A 20,974-nucleotide genomic window follows, 5' to 3' on the forward strand; every position below is an offset into this window, starting at 1 on the left:
TGTGTGGGTTGACGGTATCGCCTGCGCTCGTTATCATGAATGGCATAGATTGTGCGTTAGGTTTGAATTGAGACGAGAGCAGAGACAGAGCGTGTCGGTAGCGACACAAAGATGAGTTGAGCTGAGCCGAGCGAGTTGTTCCTCGAAGCTTATTTTGTATGCGACGGAACGCGATCCGCAGGTTGGGTGTTCAACTCCTAGCCTGCGGTGTTTTGTGTTTCGCCCGCACACGGGAACATCGGCACAGCAAGAGCTGAGAGGAGATGAGCCAAAATGGATGTGACGACAGACGGATTTGTTTCAGAAGTATTGAAGGCTGTGGCGCGGGGGGAGAGTCTGACCGCTGGTCGGGCAGAGTGTTTTATGGACCGCCTGATGGAGGGGAAGACAACAGCTGTGCAGACAGCTGGTTTACTCGCAGCCATGGCAGTGCGCGGAGAAACAGTGGATGAGATCGTCGGGTTTGCACGCGCTATGCGCAGCCATGGACTTTGTATGGATGCTCCACAGGGCGTCATTGACACGTGTGGTACTGGCGGCGACGGAGCCGACACCTTTAACATATCTACAGCGGCAGCAGTTGTTGCCGCCGCGGCGGGCTTGCCCGTTGCGAAACACGGCAATCGAGCTGTGTCCAGCAAGAGTGGCAGCGCGGATGTGCTCGTGGCGCTTGGCGCCCGTATTGACCTTGATGTGGTAGCCGCAGCCCACTGCCTCGAGGAAAGTAATCTCTGTTTTTTGTTCGCACAGCACTATCACCCAGCGATGAAGCACGCTGCAGAACCACGCAAACAACTCGGTTTTCGGACCATCTTTAACATCCTCGGTCCACTGACAAACCCAGCGCATGCAAAGCGCCAGGTAATCGGTGTGTTCCAACCAGCGCTAGTCAGCAAAGTGGCGCGAGCGTTGCTTGAACTCGGCAGCGAGCATGCCATGGTTGTCCACGGGGCCGGCGGACTCGATGAAATCTCGCTCGCGGGAGAAACCCTTGTCGCTGAAGTAAAGGATGGGACTGTGCGCGAGTATACGATTCACCCAACACAATTCGGCCTTGCACAGGCACCGGTCGAATATGTTACGGGTGCAGACGCTAGCGCCAACGCCGCCATCATTCGTGCGATTCTCTCTGGTCAACAGGGAGCAAAGCGCGATATTGTCGTGCTCAACGCCGGTGCAGCACTTTACGTGGGGGGGACGGTTGCAACCCTCGATGAAGGTGTGGCACTCGCCGCGAAGGTCATTGATTCTGGCTCAGCAGAGCAAACGCTAGAGGCGTTCATCTCTGCAACCCACCGCTTTGCCTCGCAACAGGAGGTAGCTCAGTGACGACATTTCTTGAACGTATTTTGGCAACGAAACAGCTTGAAGTAGCTAACCTCCGTGAGCAGGGTCTTCGTCTGGCCGACCATGAGTTCGATTCATTGCCGTCAACACGTGGCTTTGCGACACATCTGACGCAGGCAAATCGGTTGACGGTCGTCGCGGAGATAAAACAAGCGAGCCCTTCAAAAGGCCTCATTGCAACAGACTTTCGACCTGCAGCTACCGCCCGAGCCTATGAACAAGCCGGGGCAGCAGCAATCTCCGTGTTGACGGATCAGGCATATTTCCAGGGCTCGATTGAAGACCTGAAGACGGTCCGCGACACGGTCACTCTGCCTGTGTTGCGGAAAGACTTTATCGTCGACGAACTGCAGATCATCGAGGCGCGGCAAGCTGGCGCAGACGCAGTACTTCTTATCTGTGCCGCACTGTCGCCACAGCGTCTGCGCGACCTGACAAAGTTCGCGCAGTCGTTGAGTCTCGACGTTTTACTTGAAGTGCACAGCGAGGAAGAGCTTGAGCCTGCTCTTGCCGCTGAGCCAACCGTGCTTGGTGTGAACAACCGTGATTTGCGCACGTTTGAAGTTCGACTAGACACCAGCGAGCGGATTGCTGCAAAACTGCCAAGCGGTCTGCCGTTCATTGCGGAGAGCGGAGTTAGCGCTCGAGCGGACGCCCGGCGGATGGCCGCCTGCGGAGCAAGCGGCATTCTTGTTGGCGAAGCTTTGATGCGTTGCCATGACGCCGCCGAACGGATTAGCCTCCTGGAATCCCTGCGAGTACCTAGACCCGCTGTGGCTGTACGTGAACAGCTGGAGCAGAACATATGACCGGGTTAAAAATTTGCGGTTTACAGCCCGGCGACGACCTGAGCTTTGCGGTTAACCCGGTTGTCACACATACCGGTATGGTATTTGCGTCGCGCAGCCGTCGCTATGTGGCACCCGCAGAGGCCAGGGCACTGTCTAAGCGATTACGCACTCACACCACAGTCATGGGCGTGTTTGTTAACGCGTCTCTCGACGAACTGCTGTCGGTCTCGGCGACAGCGGGTCTCGACGGAGTGCAACTGCACGGGAGCGAATCGTCAGAACTTTGTCAGAAGCTGCGAGAAAAAGGTCTCGTCGTTTGGAAGGCACTTTCGGTTCCTCGCGACAACCATGACATCCCGGAGTTCGCGCATAAGGTGCTGGCGTACCAAGGTGTTGTCGACGCTGTGCTCCTTGATGCGCCCCCCCCCAAAGACGCAGACAGTCAAGTGACAGGCGGCCACGGAGTGGCCTTTGACTGGCGTGATCTCGAGGTGCTTACGCGAGAACTGACCACCCCTTGGCCCCCAATTTGGGTCGCGGGAGGTGTCACACCAGACAATGTAGGACTGCTTTTCGACACTTTCTCCCCAGCTGGCATCGACGTGTCGTCTGGCGTCGAAGTGTCTGGACGCAAGTCAGCACAGAGAATCTATGCACTCATGGAGGCGGTGAGCCACTATGCCGGATAAACAGCAGTACCCTGACGCACAGGGTCGGTTCGGCCGCTTCGGCGGACGCTATGTCCCGGAAACATTGATGTCTGCGCTACACCAACTGGAGGCAGACTACGACCGGCTATCGCACGATGCGGACTTTCAAACGGAATTGGCCTACTTCTTGAAACAGTACGCAGGACGCCCGACGCCGCTGTACTTTGCGGAACGCTTGTCGCACCACCTCTTTGGCCCGGACGGGCCGAAGGTGTACCTGAAGCGGGAGGACTTAAACCACACAGGTGCGCATAAAATCAACAATACGATTGGACAAGCGTTACTCGCTGTCCACACGGGAAAGCGGCGAGTAATTGCTGAGACAGGGGCAGGTCAACACGGCGTGGCTTCGGCAACGGTCGCAGCCCGCTTTGGGCTTTCCTGCACTGTCTTTATGGGCGAGGAAGACATGCGCCGCCAAGCACTAAACGTTTTCCGCATGCGCATGCTCGGCGCAGAAGTAGTTGCGGCAGTGTCGGGTACACGCACACTGAAAGACGCGACCAACGAGGCAATCCGGCATTGGGTGGAGCACGTCGAGGACACCTACTACATCATCGGTTCGGTCGTCGGCCCGCACCCCTACCCGCGCATTGTCCGAGACTTTCAACGCATCATAGGCGACGAGACGAAGGAACAAATGCTTGCAACGGCTGGACGGTTGCCAGATGTCGCGATCGCTTGCGTCGGCGGTGGCAGTAACGCTATGGGCATGTTTTACCCGTTTATTCAAGACACACCAGTGCGTCTGATTGGCGTGGAGGCCGCGGGCGAAGGGGTCGACACAGAACGACATGCGGCGAGTATTGGACGAGGACGACCCGGCGTTTTACACGGTTCTTTGACATTTCTTCTGCAGGACGAACATGGACAGGTGACACCCGCACACTCCATCTCGGCAGGTCTCGATTACCCTGGAATAGGCCCTGAACACGCATGGCTGCACGACACGGGCAGAGCGGAGTACGTGCCTGTGACGGATGAAGAAGCGCTTGAAGCTTTCTACCTACTGTCTAAGCTTGAAGGTATCATCCCGGCTCTCGAGAGTGCCCATGCACTCGCACAGCTTGTGAAGCTGAAGGGTCAGCTTGACCGCGACAGCTTGGTCGTTGTCTCGCTGTCCGGGCGAGGAGACAAAGACGTCGAGCAAATCGCCGCGATGGCAGGAGGGGTAGAAGCATGAGCCGCATCGGGCGAGCTTTCGCACAGTCGGGCGGTCGGGCCGCCTTAATCCCGTTTCTCAACGCAGGCGATCCGACATTCGATCTGTCCGTCCGCCTCTTTGAGACTGTACTCGCGAGTGGGGCAGACATCGTCGAGATTGGCATGCCGTACTCTGATCCGCTTGCTGATGGACCGGTCATTCAGGCGTCTGCCTTGCGGAGTTTGACGGCAGGGTTCGCTCTGCCGCAGGCGTTTGAACTCGCGGCACACCTGCGCAGTCAAACCGACAAGGGACTTGTACTGTTCACCTACGTCAACCCACTGTTGCAGTACACAGCCGCGCGCTTCTTTGCAGACGCAGCAGAAAGTGGTGCAGACGGCGTGATCGTGCCAGACCTGCCCTATGAAGAGAGTGCAGAGATTCGTGCTGCGGCAGACCAGGCGGGAATTGACCTCATCCCGCTTGTGGCACCAACGTCAAGCGAGGCGCGGATCGCCGAGATTGCATCCGCAGCCCGTGGCTTCATTTACTGCGTCTCATCGCTCGGTGTAACAGGCGAACGCGCAAAAATGTCCGATCGCGTGCAATCTCTAGTGGAGACGGCGCGCTCGAACAGTAACCTCCCTGTCGCGGTCGGGTTTGGCGTCAGTGGCCCGCAACCTGCGTCTGCGGTGGCCTCGTATGCGGACGGTGTGATTGTCGGGAGTGCTTTCATCCGGCGCATTGAACAAGTGTTGCACGACTCAGACGGTACGGAACAGGTTGCCGCACTTGAAATTGCGGTTGCAGACTTCGCGCGTGCGCTCAAAGCAGCTGTCCAGTGATGAGCAAGGCGTAGGTGAAGAGGACGCACTTTTGACTTCTCAGAAAATAAACGGTTGACAATTTTTCAGTTCCGTCCCATCATTCACATAAATCAAATACCCGAAGAGGGAGTGGAGTGCTATGATCGTGGTAATGAAGGAAGGCGCAACGCAAGAGGAGATTCAAGCAGTTGCAGATTTGCTGAGAGCGAAAGGTCTCGGGGTGCACATCTCGCAAGGGGAAGAGAAAACCATCATCGGCGTGATTGGACAAAAGGAACGGGTTCGCGAGCTTCCCGTCGAGTCCATGCCGGCCGTAGAGAAGGTCGTTCCTGTGTCAAACCCTTTCAAGTTGGCAAGCCGCGCGTTTCACCCGCAAGACACTTTGGTCACTGTCGGCAACCACGTGGTCGGCAGCGGAGAACCCACGATTATCGCAGGGCCTTGTTCCGTAGAGTCCCTCGAACAGATTATCGAAGTTGCTGAAGGTGTCAAACGGTCCGGCGCACACATGTTGCGCGGCGGAGCCTTCAAGCCCCGGTCGTCCCCGTACTCCTTCCAAGGCCTTGGAGAAACCGGACTGCAGTACTTAGCTGCGGCCCGTGAGCGCACGGGTCTGCCCATTGTCTCAGAGATTATGGAAATCGATACGCTCAGCATGATGTGTGAATATGTGGACGTTCTGCAAATCGGAGCGCGGAATATGCAAAACTACCCGCTGCTGCGAGCGGTCGGCAAGACACAAAAGCCGATACTCTTAAAGCGTGGTCTGGCAGCCACCATGGAAGAGTGGTTGATGTCGGCCGAGTACGTCCTGTCGGAAGGAAACCCTAACGTGATTTTGTGCGAACGCGGTATCCGCACATTTGAAACATACACGCGCAATACCTTGGACCTGAACGCTGTCCCCGTCGTGCAGAACTTGTCACACCTGCCGGTAATTGTTGACCCGAGCCACGGTGTTGGCAAGTGGCAGTTCGTAACCGCTATGGCGCGAGCGGGCATCGCTGCCGGCGCAAACGGACTCATCGTAGAAGTCCACCCGAACCCCAAAGAGGCGTTTTCGGATGGAGACCAATCCCTGACACTCGAGTCATTTGAAACGATGGTCAAAGAAGTGAATCGCATCGCCCAAGCACTCGACACGCAGGAAGTCGCGTTTGCCGGTCGTCACTGAGGAGAAGCAAAATGACGAATCACTTATCCCACCAACCAGGCGCTTCGGACACGGTTCAGCCGTGTTCCGCAAGCGCTTGGCCTGCCTCAGTGCTCGTAGTTGGTTGTGGCCTGATTGGCGCTTCACTGGCACTGGCGCTCGCGAGGATACGGCCGACAGCTTCGTTGATCGGGGTCGAACCGAACCCAGAGTACCGCACTTTACTACCATCGGAACTGTTTTTGCACACTTATGCAAGTGTGTCAGCTGTCCCGGCCGCGACACACGTTGACCTCGCGATACTCGCGGCACCGCTTGGTGCAGCATGTGAACTTCTCGAAGCCACGGCGCAGATGGCCGACATCGTCATGGACGTCTGCAGTGCAAAAACCGTCATCTGCGACAAGGCGACAGCCACCGGTTTACAAACGCAATTTGTCCCCACTCATCCAATGGCAGGCATGGCTGCAGCGGGTCCGCTACACGCCAGTCCAGAGATATTCGCTGGTCAGCCGTGGCTGTTTCTAGAAGGTTGGCCGGCAAACGAGAGAATCACTGAACTCGTCACGGAGGTTGGGGCTGCCGTCTCAGTTCTGTCAACGGCGCACGAGCACGATAGCGCCATGGCTGCAGTGAGTCACGCCATCCATCTCACATCTTTAGCTGCTATGCTCGCGTTTGACGAAGCAGCCGGAACGTCGAACTGGCGGGGAATTACAGGACCTGCGTTCCGTGACATCACACGCCTTGCGGCGTCACCAAGCGGATTTTGGGTTGACGTGCTGACCGCGAACGCAGAAGCGGTGCGAAGTCAAGTTCTCAACATTGCGGACAAGCTTCAGGACTTCAGCGAGCTGTTGGTGCGCGGTGACCGGAAGGCACTGAAAGAACGTCTTGACGCTGCCCGCGAAGCGCGCACCACTTGGCAGGAAGTACAGGATACGCAGTCTCAGTGAAAGTCCGTCTGTGAAGATTTTCGCAATTGGATTTGTTTGCGTTTTCTCTATTGACAGCGCTTCCATTTCGGTATATCGTATCACTCGAAGGGTGTTATGTTCTGATTTCTCTCCACTCCTAGCAAAGCCATTGGGGAATCCTGTGAAGGGTTCCTCCTTTTTTTGCCTTGGTCGCATCCTGACCACAGGTTCTCCGACTCTCGAAACTTCCCAGCGTAGTCGCTGATACAGGTATACATTTCCTTTCCAGCCCCCATACTAACTTGCAAAGAGCGATCGTGGTTGAGGGGGGTTACGCAGTGATCGCACTCCTCTACGTCCAAGCCGACGGGGCCGTCCTCGTCGAGTCCCAACACCCTGCGTACGACGATGCTCGCCATACTCTGAGCTCCTTCGCAGACTTAACGCAACGCATCGACCCACTTCACGTCTATCGAATTCAGCCAGTGTCCCTCTGGCAGGCTGCAGCGCTCGGCTACAGCGCACGGGACATCCTCGGCTTTCTGCGCACCTACAGTGCACATCCCTTGCCATTCTCCCTACAACAACGAATTGTCGAGGAAACCGGGAAGTGGGGACAAACCGTTCTCCAGCGTGGAGCCAGGCACCGCATGGTGCTTCGCGCAACACGGTCGATACTAGACAACTTGGCACTCGATCCCGAAATCAAGTCAGTAATGATTGACAGGACCAAGGACGCACTAGTCTTCTCTGACCGGCATCGCGCCTGGTTGAAGCGGGAGCTTGTGGCCCGTGGATTCCCTGTGCTCGACCGCGTCGGCTATCGGGACGCGCCTTCGATCACGTTTGAACTTCGGCAGGAAACTGTCCTGCGTCCTTACCAACAACAAGCGATCGAACAGTTTTTGACCCATACCTCCGATCAGAGCGGAGTCGTAGTGTTGCCGTGCGGTGCAGGCAAGACCATGGTGGCCATCGGCATTCTGGCGCGGCTCCAGATGTATGCCTTGGTTTTAACGCCTAGTCACGCTTCTGCAGAACAGTGGCGACGGGAAATCCTGAAGTGGACAAACCTGCCGGCCGCGGACGTGCGCATGTATGAACCGGACGCACCACCGGCGCCGGTCACAATCACGACATACCAACGGTTGACAACGCACAACCGAGCTGGTGAATTGCCACACCTCGCGGCACTCACAGCGTGTCCATGGGGCATTGTTGTGTATGACGAAGTCCACATGTTACCTGCGCCTCTATTCCGGCTGGCCGCTGACCTGCAAAGCGCACGTCGACTCGGACTGACGGCGACGTTGGTCAGAGAGGACGGCGCAGAAGGCGATGTGTTCAGTCTTATTGGTCCGAAATGCTTTGAGGTTCCTTGGCGTCAGCTTGAACACGCTGGGTACCTGGCCGCTGTTCGTTGCGTACAGGTCCAAGTTCCGCTCGAAGGGGACCAATGCACAGAGTACGCGGTGGCGTCGGCGCGAGACCAGCACAGATTGGCTGCAGTGAACCCAGTTAAGGAAGAAGTGGTGGAGCACCTCGTTCATCAACACGTGGGGGAAAGCACGCTCATCATAGGGCACTACCTTACTTCACTACAAAGCGTCGCAAAACGCTTGCAATGCCCGTTGGTTACTGGACAGACACCACAGGAAGAGCGCTCTCGCGTATTTGAGTTGTTTCGCAGACGCGAGTTGCGGTGCGTGGCACTGTCGAGAGTGGCAAACCTCGCAATCGACCTTCCCTGTGCTAGTGTCGCGATCCAGATATCAGGCCTTTTTGGGTCACGTCAAGAAGAAGCACAACGCCTTGGACGCTTGCTTCGCCCTGAAAGCGAACAAGGCGTCTTTTACACGCTTGTCAGTTCCGGCACAGTTGAAGAACGAATGGCCACACGACGTCAGTTGTACCTCGTTGAGCAAGGCTACACGTACGAGCGAAAAGATGCGGAGGAAGTCCTACTCCCTGCGCTGAAACCAGAAAGGATGGACTGCTGTGAAACTGTCGGAGTGCCTGAACACTGCTGACATCTTAACTCTGCGGAGAATTGCCGAAGGATATGGGTTCACGTGTTCCAAGCATTCGAAACTGGCGCTCATTCAGGAAATCTTGTTCTCATTCCGCAACCGCGCCTTTCTCGACGAGTACTTGCCACAGTGGCGCAACGAACGAGAGCAGTTAATGCTGCGCCTGTGCCTGGACAACCGGACCTTGTTCTCGCTTGATGACCTAAACGCTGCCTGTCATGCGGTAGGGAGCCCGGAAGGAACGGTTGACATTGCGGTCGGTCAGGGTTGGCTGTACCCAACGACCCGCTACGCTGGCAGGTTGATGTACTGTATTCCCGACGAACTCCACCAGGCATTGCAGGAGACAATCATTGACGAGTTTTCCACTCACCTGCAGCACAGTGACGATGGTCCTCTCACATATCGAGAAGAAGGCAATGCCCTCGCTCGCGACCTCGATGTCTTTCTGGAGTACGTAGCACACCACAGTGTCCGCTTGACCCAGGATGGCAGTCTGTATAAGCGCAACCTCCAGCAGGTGCTGGAGTTGCTGGAAATTCCAGAAGAGCCGTTGCGGGGCGGCTGGAGGTTTGGTTACGGCCGACGTTTTCACGACTATCCAGACCGGCTTGCCCTACTGTACGATTATGCTTATCAACAGCACTACATTGAAGAACTTCCGGAGGGAGTTCTTCAGATGAGTGACAGTGCCGAGCAGTGGCAGGGGCAGGGTATGCTCGAACGGCATCGGTCTTTGGTGCGTTTCTATCTATCCACCTATCGACGTCCGATTCCACGACTGCCTCAAATCGTCCAGTTGATCGCGAAGGTCGGACGCAAGTGGATTCATGCCGAATCGATGCACACTGCCCTGTCGAACCTCGTCAACGAGTACTACTACGACAGCGCCGAACAAGTTTGGCAAGTGCGCATTCTGAAGATGTTGGTACACTTGGGTGTAATTCGCATGGGAACAGATGAATCTGCGCGCGAATGGTTTCAAATCACAAAACTTGGTCAACAATTGCTAACACCGGAAGCCATTCCGGCTGTAGAGGACGACGAAGTTGAACGCAGTCGAGTCCTGGTCGTACAGCCCAACTTCGAAATCGTCGCCACGGCTGACCAACCACTTGTGACGGCTGAGCTCGCCGTGTTCACGGAGTTGCGCCAGTCGGGCGCCATTCGCCTGTATCGTATCACGGAGGACAGAGTGCAACAGGGGCTTGCTGCAGGAAGGTCGGTGATGAACTGGCTGGAGTTCCTACAAAACCATTCGCAAACACCGATTCCAGGAAACGTGGAAAGAACCTTGGCAGAATGGGAGCGTCAGTTCCTCTCCGAACAGCCAAGTCGGGTTGACGCTCCCGAAATCGGGTAGTAAAAAGTTAAAAAAACGGGCCGCCCGGAGTTACAGTCGGCAGGAAAATTCAACTTGGCTCACGAATAGAATAAACAAAGAATTCTTATTATTGGTGTCAAACATCCTTCAGACACCAAGAGACAAGAGGCTGCAGTGCGAGACATAAACTTTCGTTAGACAGCCCAAAGTCCAACCGAGTAGGGGGGAGACAGCCGTGGGCAGCACAGTGACAGTAGCCGAGAAGAAGCACTTTCTGCGCTGGTTTTTGGCCAACTATCAGCTCCAGAGCCGCGAAGCCGAGATGTTGATTCGGTACATGATGACCCGTGAGAATGTGTTGCGCAGAGTCCACTTTGTTGAGAACTTTCGACAACTGTCACGCGTCATTGTCGTCTCCACTAGTTGTGTGAGCGTTGCACCGTTTCGGTACTACCGACGGAACAAACCGGTTTCTACGGACGTCGAGCAGGCGTTTTTGGACCTATACCAGCACCCGGATGAAGAGGTATACGTAGGGCTGTTTTTCAAGGACAGAGCGAACTGCAACCCATATGCGTCGGTCATTGAGGAACTCGGGTCGAGTGAACTTGAACCAGCGATGAAGGAGATGGTCGCCCTGCAAGCAGATTGGATCATCGAACAGTCCCTTCGCACCTATCAGAGATTGAAGTTGATGGAGTTGGTCAACGCCGCCCTCGACGCTGGTGACCGAGAAGCATTTTATCACGCAAGTCGCCAACTCATAGAGTTTGATGAAGTCGCAGAATCGCCAGTCAGCACAGCCAGTTAATTGAACAGGACCGCGAGAAGCCGCAGTCGAGACGGACTGCGGCTTTTTCTTTGTTGTGTTCGTTTGGCGCAGATGTCACAAACTATTGCTGATGTGATACCGTGAACATGTACCAGACAGACAAAGGGGGTCAGCTTGCATGCGTTATTCCCACCTCACACCACGCCAGTTCCGCGCTGTATCAAAGTATGTGGACACCGTGTACGTCACAACGTATTCAACCCATTCCCTTGACGCAGCCATCCCACAAGCTTGTGCACAGTGGATTGCCGAAGACATCACTGAACAGGTTGAACAACGGTTCTCCGGCCGAGTTGCGTCCGTTGAGGCTGGTGCAATTCTGGAAGCATCCGAATTTTCGCCAACCCTTCTAGCGCGTTTCGAAGACCGGTTCGATTTTCCCGTACACGGCGGGGTACTGTTAAGCGACCGCATGTTCCGCTCTGAACGCCTTGAAATGGTGTCCGACTACAAGACGCCTTGGGTGGTTCTGGACTGGTGGCAGTGGTTACACAGCCGCGTCGACGAGACGCGTCTAGCTGACGCTTGGATGTTCTTGGCGCACGCGCACCACACCTATCCGGGCTCTCGTGAACACCGGTCGCTCGGGTTGGAGCAACACGTGGCCACCGAAATGACGCGTCAAGGACAGACGCTGCTGCAACGCCTGGTGGATTGGAACGACACCGAAATTCACACTCTGTGGAACAGCTTAACCCACGACTTCTCGCCCAATTCAGCTGGTTAACCCGCGGTCCCGACAATCCGCAACGTGTCCACTTTACGACCGACTTGCACGTGCAGGTGGCTCGGGGGGGGAGTCGAATGTAAATCCTTCTCCAAGCACCTCATGTACGTTGTTGATCACGACAAACGCATACGGGTCTGTATCAGCCACGATTCGCTCCAAGCGTATAACTTCCTCCCTTGGCACCACGCAGTACACAACTTGCCTTGTTGTCCCCGTGTACCCGCCTTTGGCTTCGAGTAGTGTTGTGCCCCGTTCGAGGTGGGTGTGAATGGCGTCTGCAATCGTGGCTGAATGGTCCGAGATAATGGTCACCGCTCGGCCGGAGCGCACGCCTTCAATCACAAAGTCAATGACCCGACTGGAGACAAACAGTGCAACCAGCGAGACCATCGCAGTCTGATGCCCGACCACAACCGCAACTAGTCCTAATACGACAACGTCAATCGCGAACAAGGTCTTGCCCATGTCGATCCCTCGATAGTGCCGAATCAAACGCGCGACGATATCGACCCCGCCGGTCGTTGCCCCGGTGCGAAAAATGACGCCTAAACCAATCCCCGTCACTACGCCCGCATACAGCGCTGCGAGCAGAGGGTCATTAGTGGGAACTTGAAAGTGTGAAGTGACTCCTGTAAAAAGCGATACAGCGCCTACACCGACCGCCGTTTTAATAATGAACTCGTGCCCGAATACCCGCCATCCTGGAATGAGCAAGGGCAGGTTGAGGAGAAGAAAGGTCAGCCACAGCGGCCAGCCAAACTTGTACAAAAGCACTACAGAGACGCCGACAAGGCCACCTTCAGCGAGATGGTTGGCGACGAGGAACGCATTTAGCCCAATTGAGTAAATCAACGCTCCTGCTAAAATTGAGCCCCATTGTACGACTGACTTCCACATCCGCACGCTCCACCTCTGCGACATCATTGTGCCTTATTATCGCATGAAGCCGGGACTGGAAACCACTTCAGGCGTCCGGAAGCGCGGCTCGAGGCCAGAGAAGGGCGGCGAGCATGGTCAAACTGGCCCAACCGAAGACGGTGTAACCATAGTGGACGATGTTCGCGAACCCAATTTGACTGACAGCGAGCGCAACGAGTAGAATGACCGCCGTGACTGTCGGCATCTTTTTTGGCGACCCACCCGCAAATTGCGCGCCAACTGCATAGACGTTCCCCACTAGTGTCGAGAATATTTCACCCCATAAAACAAACACAAACATCCACTGCCAGAGCGTCCCGAGCCGGCTTGCGATATACCCCATCGGTACTTGATACGCAAGCGCCTGAGGATAATGAGCGAACAGTGTAATCGTCACCGCGAGCAACATCGCACCCAGCCCAACCGCGCCGCCGAGGGCACCTAACCGCAAAGCCCGCGAGTCTGAGATATCCGCACCAAGCGGGATCAGAACACCAGCGGCCAGACTCACGTTCAGGGCGGAGTAAATGAGCGCCGAAATACCCGCCAAGACCGGGTGGCCGTGGTTCAAGAAGCGGCTGGCAGCAAACGGAGCATGGGTACCCTGCAGGGCAAGTGAACGAATGAACGCAAACATGACGAATGAGACCATAATTGGCACGATCACGGAGTTTGCACGCAGTACGCCGTTCATACCTCGAAACAGCGTCATGTAGGTCACGACAAGTGTTAGCCCAGCGCCCAACCAGAACGATACGCCGAGGCGTTCCCGAAACAACTCACCCGCCCCTGCAATCATCGCAACCGTGACACCCAGCAACATGAGCATCAGCACAAGGTCCATCACCCTGCCTACCGCGGGCCCGAACAAGTATGAATTGACTTCGTGGTAGGAACGTGCGTTCAGACTGCGACCAAGGCGCATGATGCGGTAGCCAATCCAACTAAAGATCAGGATTGCGATTGGGATCCCAACATATCCCCAGTCGCCAAACCGTCCAAAAAATTGATACACTTCCTGGCCCGAGGCGAATCCGGCGCCAACAACGGTGCCGATGTATGTGCACCCGACCTGGAACGCAGTCCAAGCAGTTCGTCTCGTCACGTCACATCCCTCCACTTCAGCATATGGTCTTGTCCGCATAATCATGATCAATTGGACATGTCATGTGAACCTGTCCATATACATGAGGGGGAAGGGGGGAGAGGTATGAGTTGGTTGCAAGCGGTCGTGTTTGGCGCCGTTCAAGGAATCACGGAGTTCTTGCCGATCAGCAGTTCCGGACACCTGGTTCTGCTGCAAAAACTCTGGCACCTGCAAGGCGATAACTTGCTGTTTTTCACACTCTTGCACATCGGGACATTGATTGCTGTGGTTTGGGCTTTCTCCGCAGAAGTGAAGTGGCTGTTGCGACACCCGTTTTCGTGGCCTGCGCGAATGATCTTTCTAGCGTGTATACCGACTGCGTTCGTCGGTGGACTGTTTGAAGATTTGTTTGAACACTTGTTCCAGAGCGGGGTAACCATCGGCTTTGAATTCATCTTAACTGGGGTCATCTTGTGGTGGATGGACAGTGCGCCAGACGGGGGTCTGAGCACCATGGATGACATTAGAGCCACCGACGCGTTGTGGATTGGCGTGTTTCAAGGTGCCGCGATTCTTCCTGCACTGTCGCGGTCTGGACTGACCATCGCAGGAGGGCTTTGGCGCGGACTGAGCAGAGATACGGCTGCGAGATTCTCCTTTTTGTTGTCGATCCCGGCGATCTTAGGTGCGACAGTCGTCGAGTTCGACGACGCGATAGAGTCACCGGCACACTTTGCCTTGCCGTGGTCCACGATGCTGCTCGGCACGGCTGCCGCAGTCGTCGCTGGGTACGTTTCCGTCCGAGCTACGCTGTGGCTCGTCCGGCGGGCAAAGATGCGGGTCTTCGCTGTCTACGTCTGGGTCATCGCGGCATTCATCCTGGCTGACCAGGTCTGGTTTCACCACTGGTTCCCATCGCTGCTTGGTTAAATGCCGGTACCACTACAAAGCCGCCCCCGTACCTAGGAGGCGGCGTTTGTCATTGCTGGGGTTTCGTTGGTCTGTGTCCGTCACTTCAATCTGCGCGACGTTGAGTCACTCCATCCGATGTATCGAATCTACTTCCCCACGCATCCACGCCAACTCTGCGACTTGTTCTGCAAGCGGCACCTTCGGATCAGCGTTAATGCAATTGCAACAGGTCGACCCGCTCCACGCCAAGGCGGCGCAGACTCAGTTCAACCTGTTGCCGGGAAGTAGTGGGAGTGGGGCGGTGGTGGGGGCCATCCCATCTGACAAACGCGGGCTTGACTCTACACGCGCCAGGCTATCAACCTGACCTTCCTGACGGTCCACCAGAGCAACGAGAGCACAGCGAGGACGGCGAAGAACACAACCCATGTATCCAAACTCGTCAGGAGAACATGCCACCATGCACTCTGACCGGTCGCGGCCGTGGCAAGGCTTGACATCGGCGTCAAGTTGGCAAACACCTTTCCTGCGTGGCCCATTCCGAGCCCATACAGCACGACCGTGACAACTGCAGCGAGTCCAGCGTGCAAGACCCTTGCCAGGAAATACGGACGCATCCGAATATCTGTCTGAGTGAGGACGCTGGCAACCTGTGCGTGCACAGACAGCCCACTCCAAGCAATGATGGCGCTAACCAACGCCAGCTTCTGCACCATTGGCGCTGCCACGACAGCTGCGGTTTGCGCGGCGCCGACGTCAATTTCGAGTGCACCTGCAATGGTTGGCGGCACCAGACCGCCGTTGATACCGAAAATGTGGTAGATGAAAGCGATGGGAGCGCCGATTAGAGCCATCATTCCTGATATCCGCAACACGTCGATAAGCACCGCGAAAAACACGATAAAACCGCAAATCATAATGAGCGTCTGCATCGATTCTACGACTGCGTCCCGCATGATTTGGCCAAAAGCGCGACCATCTGCTTGGCGTGCTGCGATCATTTCATTAAAAGCGCGCGCAAAGATGTTGCCTCTTGGCACCGACGTGGGAACAGTCTGCGCCTCATGAACCTCTTCTCGCTCGGCCTTGCGCCCCCACAGCTTGAAGCTGACCCCAACCAGGAAAGAGGATATATAGTGGGCAATCGCCAACAGTCCGCCAATCTCGGGCGACTTGAACATTCCGACAGCGACAGCACCAATCATAAACAACGGGTCAGCCGTGTTCGTGAAGGCCAGCAGTCGCTCCCCTTCGATACGACTACAGAGTTTTTGGGAGCGAAAGCGCGCCGTAATCACAGCGTCCATCGGGTATCCGGCTGCGAGTCCCATAGACAGAGCAAACGCGCCGACTCCCGGCACCCCAAACAGGGGACGCATCAGGGGCTCCAGCAGAACGCCGAACCCTTTTACAACACCGAGTCCGAGCATGAACTCAGCGAGAATAAAGAAGGGCAAGAGGGACGGAAAAACGGTGTTCCAAAACAACCTCATCCCTGACAAGCCGGCTTCAAAGCCCTGCTTAGGGTAAAGTACGAGGGCGAAGGTAAACAGCACAACCATCAGACCAAGCAGGACCGTTGACAGGCGGCTTTTGCGTTCTGCGTTCAAAGACCTTTCATCTCCTTCAGCACTGAATTTCCGTCTACCGTGGAACATGTCCGCTGTTGTCCACGTCAGTACATCTTATGTTTGGGCCGAGCCTTTATGTTAGACTATGGGCGATGCATCAGGGGTTGCAGGGGGTGTGCGAACTGAGTCTGCGCGCTGTACAGGACCGAGTGGACGCCTACATTAGTCAGTTTCGTGAAGGGTATTTCACGCCCATGACACTTGTGGTCCGCTTAACCGAAGAACTCGGCGAACTTGCTCGCGAGGTCAATCACCACTTTGGTGAAAAGCCGAAGAAGTCTGATGAACCAGAAGGCAACATCGCCCTTGAACTAGGCGACCTCCTATTTGTTGTTGCATGTCTGGCTAATCGGCTCGACATTGACCTCGACCAGGCGTTTGCCGACGTCATGAACAAGTTTGAAACGCGAGACAAGGACCGCTGGACTCGAATCCACGACGAAATCTAAGCGTGGATAGGCCAGCGCGGTGTCCCTCCTTTCCGTCAAACATACACTGACCGGAAGGAGGGGGAGGACAATGTCCGGAGAGAACTACTTGCGCGCAGCTTACGGCTATCTGTATTTGGGTGATTTTAAAGAAGCAATGGAAGCGTTCAGTCGTGCCGTGGCGGCAGAACCGGACAATCCGTCCTATTACTTCTTCGGTTCGGTAACGGCCATGCGCAACCAGAACTGGGAAACCGCGCTTCGTTGGGCACGTGAAGCTGTCCGACTAGTCCCCGATGACGCGCTCTACCAAGAGCACATTCGACTCGTCGAGAGTTGCGCCCGAAGCAGCGACACAGTGGATTCCAATTGAACTGAAGGAGTAACCCGCCTTGATAGACTCACATAACCAACACCCGCTCACTGGAGTGGTTCCTATCCAAGTTGTCGTGGCTGGCGCGAACGGTAAAATGGGACAAGAGGCTGTCCAGGCCATTTCCGCAGACAGTCGATTCGCAATCGCCGCGTTGCTCGTTCGTGGTCGCGGTTTCGCGACCACTGGTTATTCCGCTGCCGTCTTCGACAGCGCGGAGCGCCTGCTCGCAGAAACGAGGCCCGATGTGTGGCTAGACTTGACCGACGCTCGCTCTGTCGTCACGCACGTCGACCTCGCACTAGAAGCCGGAGTGCGCCCTGTTGTTGGCGCAACCGGTTACCAACCAGCCGATTTGAGACGCTGGCAAGCTGTTTGTGAGCGGGACAAGCTTGGCGGCATTGCTGCTCCAAATTTCGCCATCGGCGCACTACTGATGACCCGTTTCGCGGCGGAAGCTGCGCGTTTCTATCCGAATGCGGAAATCATTGAACTTCACCACGATGGAAAGAGAGACGCGCCCTCAGGCACAGCAATTCGGACGGCCCGAGCCATGGGAGACGCTCGAGAGGTGTCAGCTGTAGGTGACCAGGCTGCAACACTATGGCCGTCTCTCGACGGTCCTGACCGCGGCCAAGCGGCGACGGCCGAACTCCCGTCCGCCCGCGGTCAACACGTGCAAGGTGTAGCTATCCACAGCATCCGCCTGCCCGGGCTTGTCGCTCATCAGGAAGTTTTGTTCGGGGGCACGGGCGAGGTTCTGACGATTCGACACGACTCTTTGTCGCGCGTCAGTTTTATGCCAGGGGTTCTGTTCTCTTTGGCAAAAGTGATGGAGTTGTCACAGTTTGTGTACGGACTAGAACACTTGCTCTGGTAGATGCTGTGCCAAGGGAGATGGGGAGAAATGAACATCGCTTTAATTGCGCACGATAACCAGAAAGACACGATGGTGAACTTTGCGTTGGCGTACCGTCACATTTTCGCGAAGGAAACTCTGTACGCGACGGGCACGACCGGACAGCGCATCACTGATGCAACCGGTCTCGTCGTCAACCGCGTCCTCTCTGGACCGTACGGAGGAGACCAACAGATTGGCGCTAAAATCGCGGAAGAGCAGATGGACCTCGTAATCTTTCTGCGTGATCCGCTTACAGCGCAACCACATGAGCCAGACATCTCTGCACTGCTGCGCCTGTGCGATGTACATAACATACCAGTGGCCACGAACCTTGCGACCGCGGAAGCACTGCTGCGTTCGCTGGAGCGAGGAGACCTCGATTGGCGTGCCGCAGTTCGACAGGAGGGCGACCCAACCCTGTGAAAATCGGCATCAGTTGTTATCCAACGCTCGGTGGGTCAGGCGCTGTCGCGACTGAACTCGGCAAGGCGCTGGCAAAGCGTGGACATGAAGTGCACTTCATTGTGACAGACGTTCCCTTTCGACTTGGCGAATATTACGAGAACATCTACATTCATCAGAGTGAAACCGCCTCGTATCCCGTTCTGCGCACGCCTCCATACGACTTCGCTCTGGCCGCGCTGATGGCAGACATCGCGATTGACTACGAGCTGGATGTGCTGCACGTACACTATGCCTTGCCGTTCGCTGTCTGCGCGTATCTCGCGAAAACCATGATCGGCCCACGCCGACTACCGGTAGTCACGACTCTGCACGGGACTGATGTAACTGTGTTGGCGCAGGACCGGGCAATGTACAGCGTGATTCGCTTAGGTATCGAGCAGAGCGACGCGGTGACGGCCGTCAGCCAGAGTCTCATCGAACAAACGCGGTCCGTGTTTCAAATCGATCGAGAGATTGCCTGTGTCTACAACTTTGTCGATCCCGACGTCTTCCATCCCATGCACCGCAAGCACTTGCGCGAGCATGTAGCGCCAAACGGAGAACACGTCCTGTTGCACATCTCGAATTTTCGCAAGGTCAAACGTATCCCTGATGTGTTGCGAGTATTTGCGCGTGTGTGTGAGCAAATACCGTCAGTTCTGCTGCTCGCCGGTGAGGGGCCTGAATGGGCAGAAGCGCGTGAACTGGCGAAATCTCTCAACATAATGGACAAGGTGCACTTCCTCGGCCGTCAAGACGAGGTCGCTAGTTTGTTCAGCCTGGCTGACGTGTTGTTACTCCCGTCTGAGAAGGAGAGCTTTGGTTTAGTGGCTCTTGAAGCCATGGCCTCTGGAGTGCCTGTCATAGGCTCCACTGCGGGAGGAATTCCGGAACTCGTGACCCACGGTGAGACTGGATATTTAGCCGATGTCGGCGATGTCGAGCGAATGGCTGAGTACACTCTGTCGATTTTGCGTGACGAAGGAGCCAGAGCGCGGATGTCTGCTGCGAGCCGGGCCCGTGCCGTGTCTCACTTTCACGTCTCGAGCAAAGTCGCAGAATACGAGCGAATTTACGAATCTGTGATCGGCACAGAGCGAACGTGAACGGCCTCGCGGGCACCGGCGAGACAGAAATATTCTGGCCTGACTACGTCGGACAGGTGCTCTCGAGGCTGACTACCGAAGGGTTTTCTGCGCACGTTGTCGGCGGCAGTGTCCGGGATTACCTGCTTGGGCGTCAAACGCACGACTACGACATTGCCACATCCGCGCGACCGGAGGAAGTGGCGCAGTTGTTTCACGGGACGGTCCCCACAGGTGTTCGACACGGCACCGTGACGGTCGTGGAATTTGCCTCTCCGGTTGAAGTCACCACATACAGACGGGATGATGGGTACTCGGATGGGCGGCATCCCGACGTTGTTGAGTTCACCACGTCTCTGTTGACGGATCTGTCACGGCGAGACTTCACGGTCAACGCGATGGCTGTGACGCCGACCGGACAACTCGTGGACCCATATCATGGCGTGGACGACCTGAGCCAACGTTGCATTCGCGCGGTCGGACAGCCAATTGACCGCTTCCGGGAAGATGCCCTGCGGATTCTGCGGGGACTCAGGTTCTGCGCAGAACTTGCGTTTACACTCGACTCCGACACCGAGCGAGCCATGGCCCAAACCAGCCAAGGCCTAATGCGGATTTCCACAGAACGCATTGGTCAAGAGTTTCGCAGCTTAGCTGCAGGAAACTGGCCGGTAGTCCTGCGCCAACTGGCGGAAGGCCCGTACTTATTGAACTTCCCCCCGCCATGGACGTCACTCCGCGTTGGATTTTCACGCTTGCTTGCCGATGGCTGGACGGAGAACTTGTGGGCGCAAGCGCGGCGCTTGTTCCAAACCGCTTGGCAGGCGGTCGACGAGCCCTGCCGGGGGGGCAAGCACGGTCACCCGTCAGCTACTCCGGACTTCGTTCTGGCACTGACGCTGTTCCTTGCTCGCAGCGGCGTGGGAGTTGACCAGTTGCAGCAACTTGGGCGCCAAGCCGCGTGGGGGCACAAAACCACCCAACTCCTGCGTCAGTCTCTCGAGACTGCAATGGCGGACCCACGGAAGTGGGAGCCTGCCTTGTGGCGAACAACGCTGTTTTCGCGAGATAGAAGGGCCATGCTAGCCGGATGTTTCTGCCTGGACGTGCTGGATTCGGTGGTTGACGGAAACCACGTGATAGAGACGCCGCGAACTGCCCTAGTGCAAGGCCTCATTAAGTCTCAGCCGCTGTGGTCTTTACAAGACCTCGCCGTTGACGGGCAGGACCTAGTCGACCTTGGCGCCACTGGGCCGCAGGTTGGCGCACTGTTATCGACCTTGGCAACCAGCGTGCTCTGCGAACACTTGCCGAATGCCAGGCAGATGCTGCTCACAACAGCGCGGCGTCTCGTGAAGACAAACTTCGGAGCGCAAAGGGAGTGAATCAC

22 protein-coding genes are annotated in these 20,974 nt (G+C 56.2%); 19 read left to right on the forward strand and 3 right to left on the reverse strand.

Features of this window, described 5'->3' with window-relative positions; genetic code table 11:
• Positions 1-273 precede the first annotated feature (273 nt).
• The 11 genes from trpD to JC200_RS00155 all read left to right on the forward strand — a co-directional run bounded on the left by trpD (position 274) and on the right by JC200_RS00155 (position 11,802).
• Entirely contained in the window at positions 274-1,329 is a 1,056-nt protein-coding gene (gene trpD / locus JC200_RS00105) for an anthranilate phosphoribosyltransferase (protein WP_274434168.1), read from the forward strand.
• Positions 1,326-2,156 (forward strand): indole-3-glycerol phosphate synthase TrpC, encoded by an 831-nt coding sequence (gene trpC / locus JC200_RS00110; RefSeq protein WP_274434169.1) that lies wholly within the window; start codon positions 1,326-1,328, stop codon positions 2,154-2,156. The genes trpD and trpC overlap by 4 nt, the downstream gene beginning before the upstream one ends.
• Positions 2,153-2,827: a phosphoribosylanthranilate isomerase gene (locus JC200_RS00115; protein WP_274434170.1), complete on the forward strand. Its 675-nt coding sequence runs from the start codon at positions 2,153-2,155 to the stop codon at positions 2,825-2,827. Before trpC ends, JC200_RS00115 begins: the two co-directional genes overlap by 4 nt.
• Positions 2,817-4,031 (forward strand): tryptophan synthase subunit beta, encoded by a 1,215-nt coding sequence (trpB, locus tag JC200_RS00120; RefSeq protein WP_274434171.1) that lies wholly within the window; start codon positions 2,817-2,819, stop codon positions 4,029-4,031. The genes JC200_RS00115 and trpB overlap by 11 nt, the downstream gene beginning before the upstream one ends.
• A complete protein-coding gene (gene trpA / locus JC200_RS00125; protein WP_274434172.1) occupies positions 4,028-4,837 on the forward strand; it encodes a tryptophan synthase subunit alpha in 810 nt (269 codons plus the stop codon). The genes trpB and trpA overlap by 4 nt, the downstream gene beginning before the upstream one ends.
• 121 nt (positions 4,838-4,958) lie before the next feature.
• On the forward strand, positions 4,959-5,993 hold the full coding sequence (gene aroF, locus JC200_RS00130; protein ID WP_274434173.1) for a 3-deoxy-7-phosphoheptulonate synthase: 1,035 nt from the start codon (positions 4,959-4,961) through the stop codon (positions 5,991-5,993).
• Between the two features lie 11 nt (positions 5,994-6,004).
• Complete coding sequence (locus tag JC200_RS00135) at positions 6,005-6,928, forward strand: prephenate dehydrogenase (protein ID WP_274434174.1); 924 nt, start codon at positions 6,005-6,007, stop codon at positions 6,926-6,928.
• 299 nt (positions 6,929-7,227) lie between these two features.
• Positions 7,228-8,919, forward strand: coding sequence for a DNA repair helicase XPB (locus JC200_RS00140; protein WP_274434175.1), 1,692 nt, complete (start codon positions 7,228-7,230; stop codon positions 8,917-8,919).
• Positions 8,888-10,282: a helicase-associated domain-containing protein gene (locus tag JC200_RS00145; protein ID WP_274434176.1), complete on the forward strand. Its 1,395-nt coding sequence runs from the start codon at positions 8,888-8,890 to the stop codon at positions 10,280-10,282. Before JC200_RS00140 ends, JC200_RS00145 begins: the two co-directional genes overlap by 32 nt.
• Positions 10,283-10,478: 196 nt before the next feature.
• A complete protein-coding gene (locus JC200_RS00150) occupies positions 10,479-11,054 on the forward strand; it encodes a YpiB family protein (RefSeq protein ID WP_274434177.1) in 576 nt (191 codons plus the stop codon).
• 139 nt (positions 11,055-11,193) lie between these two features.
• Positions 11,194-11,802 carry a hypothetical protein gene (locus tag JC200_RS00155; RefSeq protein WP_274434178.1) on the forward strand — a complete coding sequence of 203 codons (609 nt, stop codon included), beginning with the start codon at positions 11,194-11,196 and terminating at the stop codon, positions 11,800-11,802.
• Between the two features lie 33 nt (positions 11,803-11,835).
• Here JC200_RS00155 and JC200_RS00160 read toward each other — a convergent pair whose 3' ends face one another.
• Entirely contained in the window at positions 11,836-12,702 is an 867-nt protein-coding gene (locus JC200_RS00160) for a YitT family protein (RefSeq protein ID WP_274434179.1), read from the reverse strand.
• Between the two features lie 67 nt (positions 12,703-12,769).
• The gene (locus JC200_RS00165; protein ID WP_274434181.1) at positions 12,770-13,828 is read right to left on the reverse strand and encodes a YkvI family membrane protein; all 1,059 of its coding nucleotides are present in this window, start codon (positions 13,826-13,828) and stop codon (positions 12,770-12,772) included.
• 105 nt (positions 13,829-13,933) lie between these two features.
• Here JC200_RS00165 and JC200_RS00170 point away from each other — a divergent pair, with 105 nt between their 5' ends.
• Entirely contained in the window at positions 13,934-14,740 is an 807-nt protein-coding gene (locus JC200_RS00170; RefSeq protein WP_274434182.1) for an undecaprenyl-diphosphate phosphatase, read from the forward strand.
• A gap of 46 nt (positions 14,741-14,786) precedes the next feature.
• The gene (locus JC200_RS00175; protein WP_274434183.1) at positions 14,787-15,089 is read left to right on the forward strand and encodes a hypothetical protein; all 303 of its coding nucleotides are present in this window, start codon (positions 14,787-14,789) and stop codon (positions 15,087-15,089) included.
• Here JC200_RS00175 and ylbJ read toward each other — a convergent pair.
• Positions 15,064-16,332: a sporulation integral membrane protein YlbJ gene (gene ylbJ / locus JC200_RS00180; RefSeq protein WP_274434184.1), complete on the reverse strand. Its 1,269-nt coding sequence runs from the start codon at positions 16,330-16,332 to the stop codon at positions 15,064-15,066. The two genes, JC200_RS00175 and ylbJ, sit on opposite strands and share 26 nt — an antisense overlap.
• Positions 16,333-16,466: 134 nt before the next feature.
• Between ylbJ and JC200_RS00185 the strand changes: the two genes are divergently transcribed.
• From JC200_RS00185 to JC200_RS00210, 6 genes are all read left to right on the forward strand, one after another.
• Positions 16,467-16,802, forward strand: a complete 336-nt coding sequence (locus JC200_RS00185) for a nucleotide pyrophosphohydrolase (RefSeq protein WP_274434185.1) — start codon at positions 16,467-16,469, stop codon at positions 16,800-16,802.
• 70 nt (positions 16,803-16,872) lie between these two features.
• Positions 16,873-17,154, forward strand: a complete 282-nt coding sequence (locus JC200_RS00190) for a tetratricopeptide repeat protein (protein ID WP_274434186.1) — start codon at positions 16,873-16,875, stop codon at positions 17,152-17,154.
• A 19-nt stretch (positions 17,155-17,173) separates the two neighbouring features.
• On the forward strand, positions 17,174-18,034 hold the full coding sequence (gene dapB / locus JC200_RS00195) for a 4-hydroxy-tetrahydrodipicolinate reductase (RefSeq protein WP_274434187.1): 861 nt from the start codon (positions 17,174-17,176) through the stop codon (positions 18,032-18,034).
• Between the two features lie 27 nt (positions 18,035-18,061).
• Positions 18,062-18,478 carry a methylglyoxal synthase gene (gene mgsA, locus JC200_RS00200; protein ID WP_274434188.1) on the forward strand — a complete coding sequence of 139 codons (417 nt, stop codon included), beginning with the start codon at positions 18,062-18,064 and terminating at the stop codon, positions 18,476-18,478.
• Entirely contained in the window at positions 18,475-19,605 is a 1,131-nt protein-coding gene (gene bshA, locus JC200_RS00205; protein WP_274434189.1) for an N-acetyl-alpha-D-glucosaminyl L-malate synthase BshA, read from the forward strand. Before mgsA ends, bshA begins: the two co-directional genes overlap by 4 nt.
• Complete coding sequence (locus JC200_RS00210) at positions 19,602-20,969, forward strand: CCA tRNA nucleotidyltransferase (protein ID WP_274434190.1); 1,368 nt, start codon at positions 19,602-19,604, stop codon at positions 20,967-20,969. Before bshA ends, JC200_RS00210 begins: the two co-directional genes overlap by 4 nt.
• Positions 20,970-20,974 lie beyond the last annotated feature (5 nt).

The organism is Alicyclobacillus sp. ALC3 (assembly GCF_028751195.1).
In the GTDB taxonomy this organism is placed as follows: domain Bacteria; phylum Bacillota; class Bacilli; order Alicyclobacillales; family Alicyclobacillaceae; genus Alicyclobacillus_L.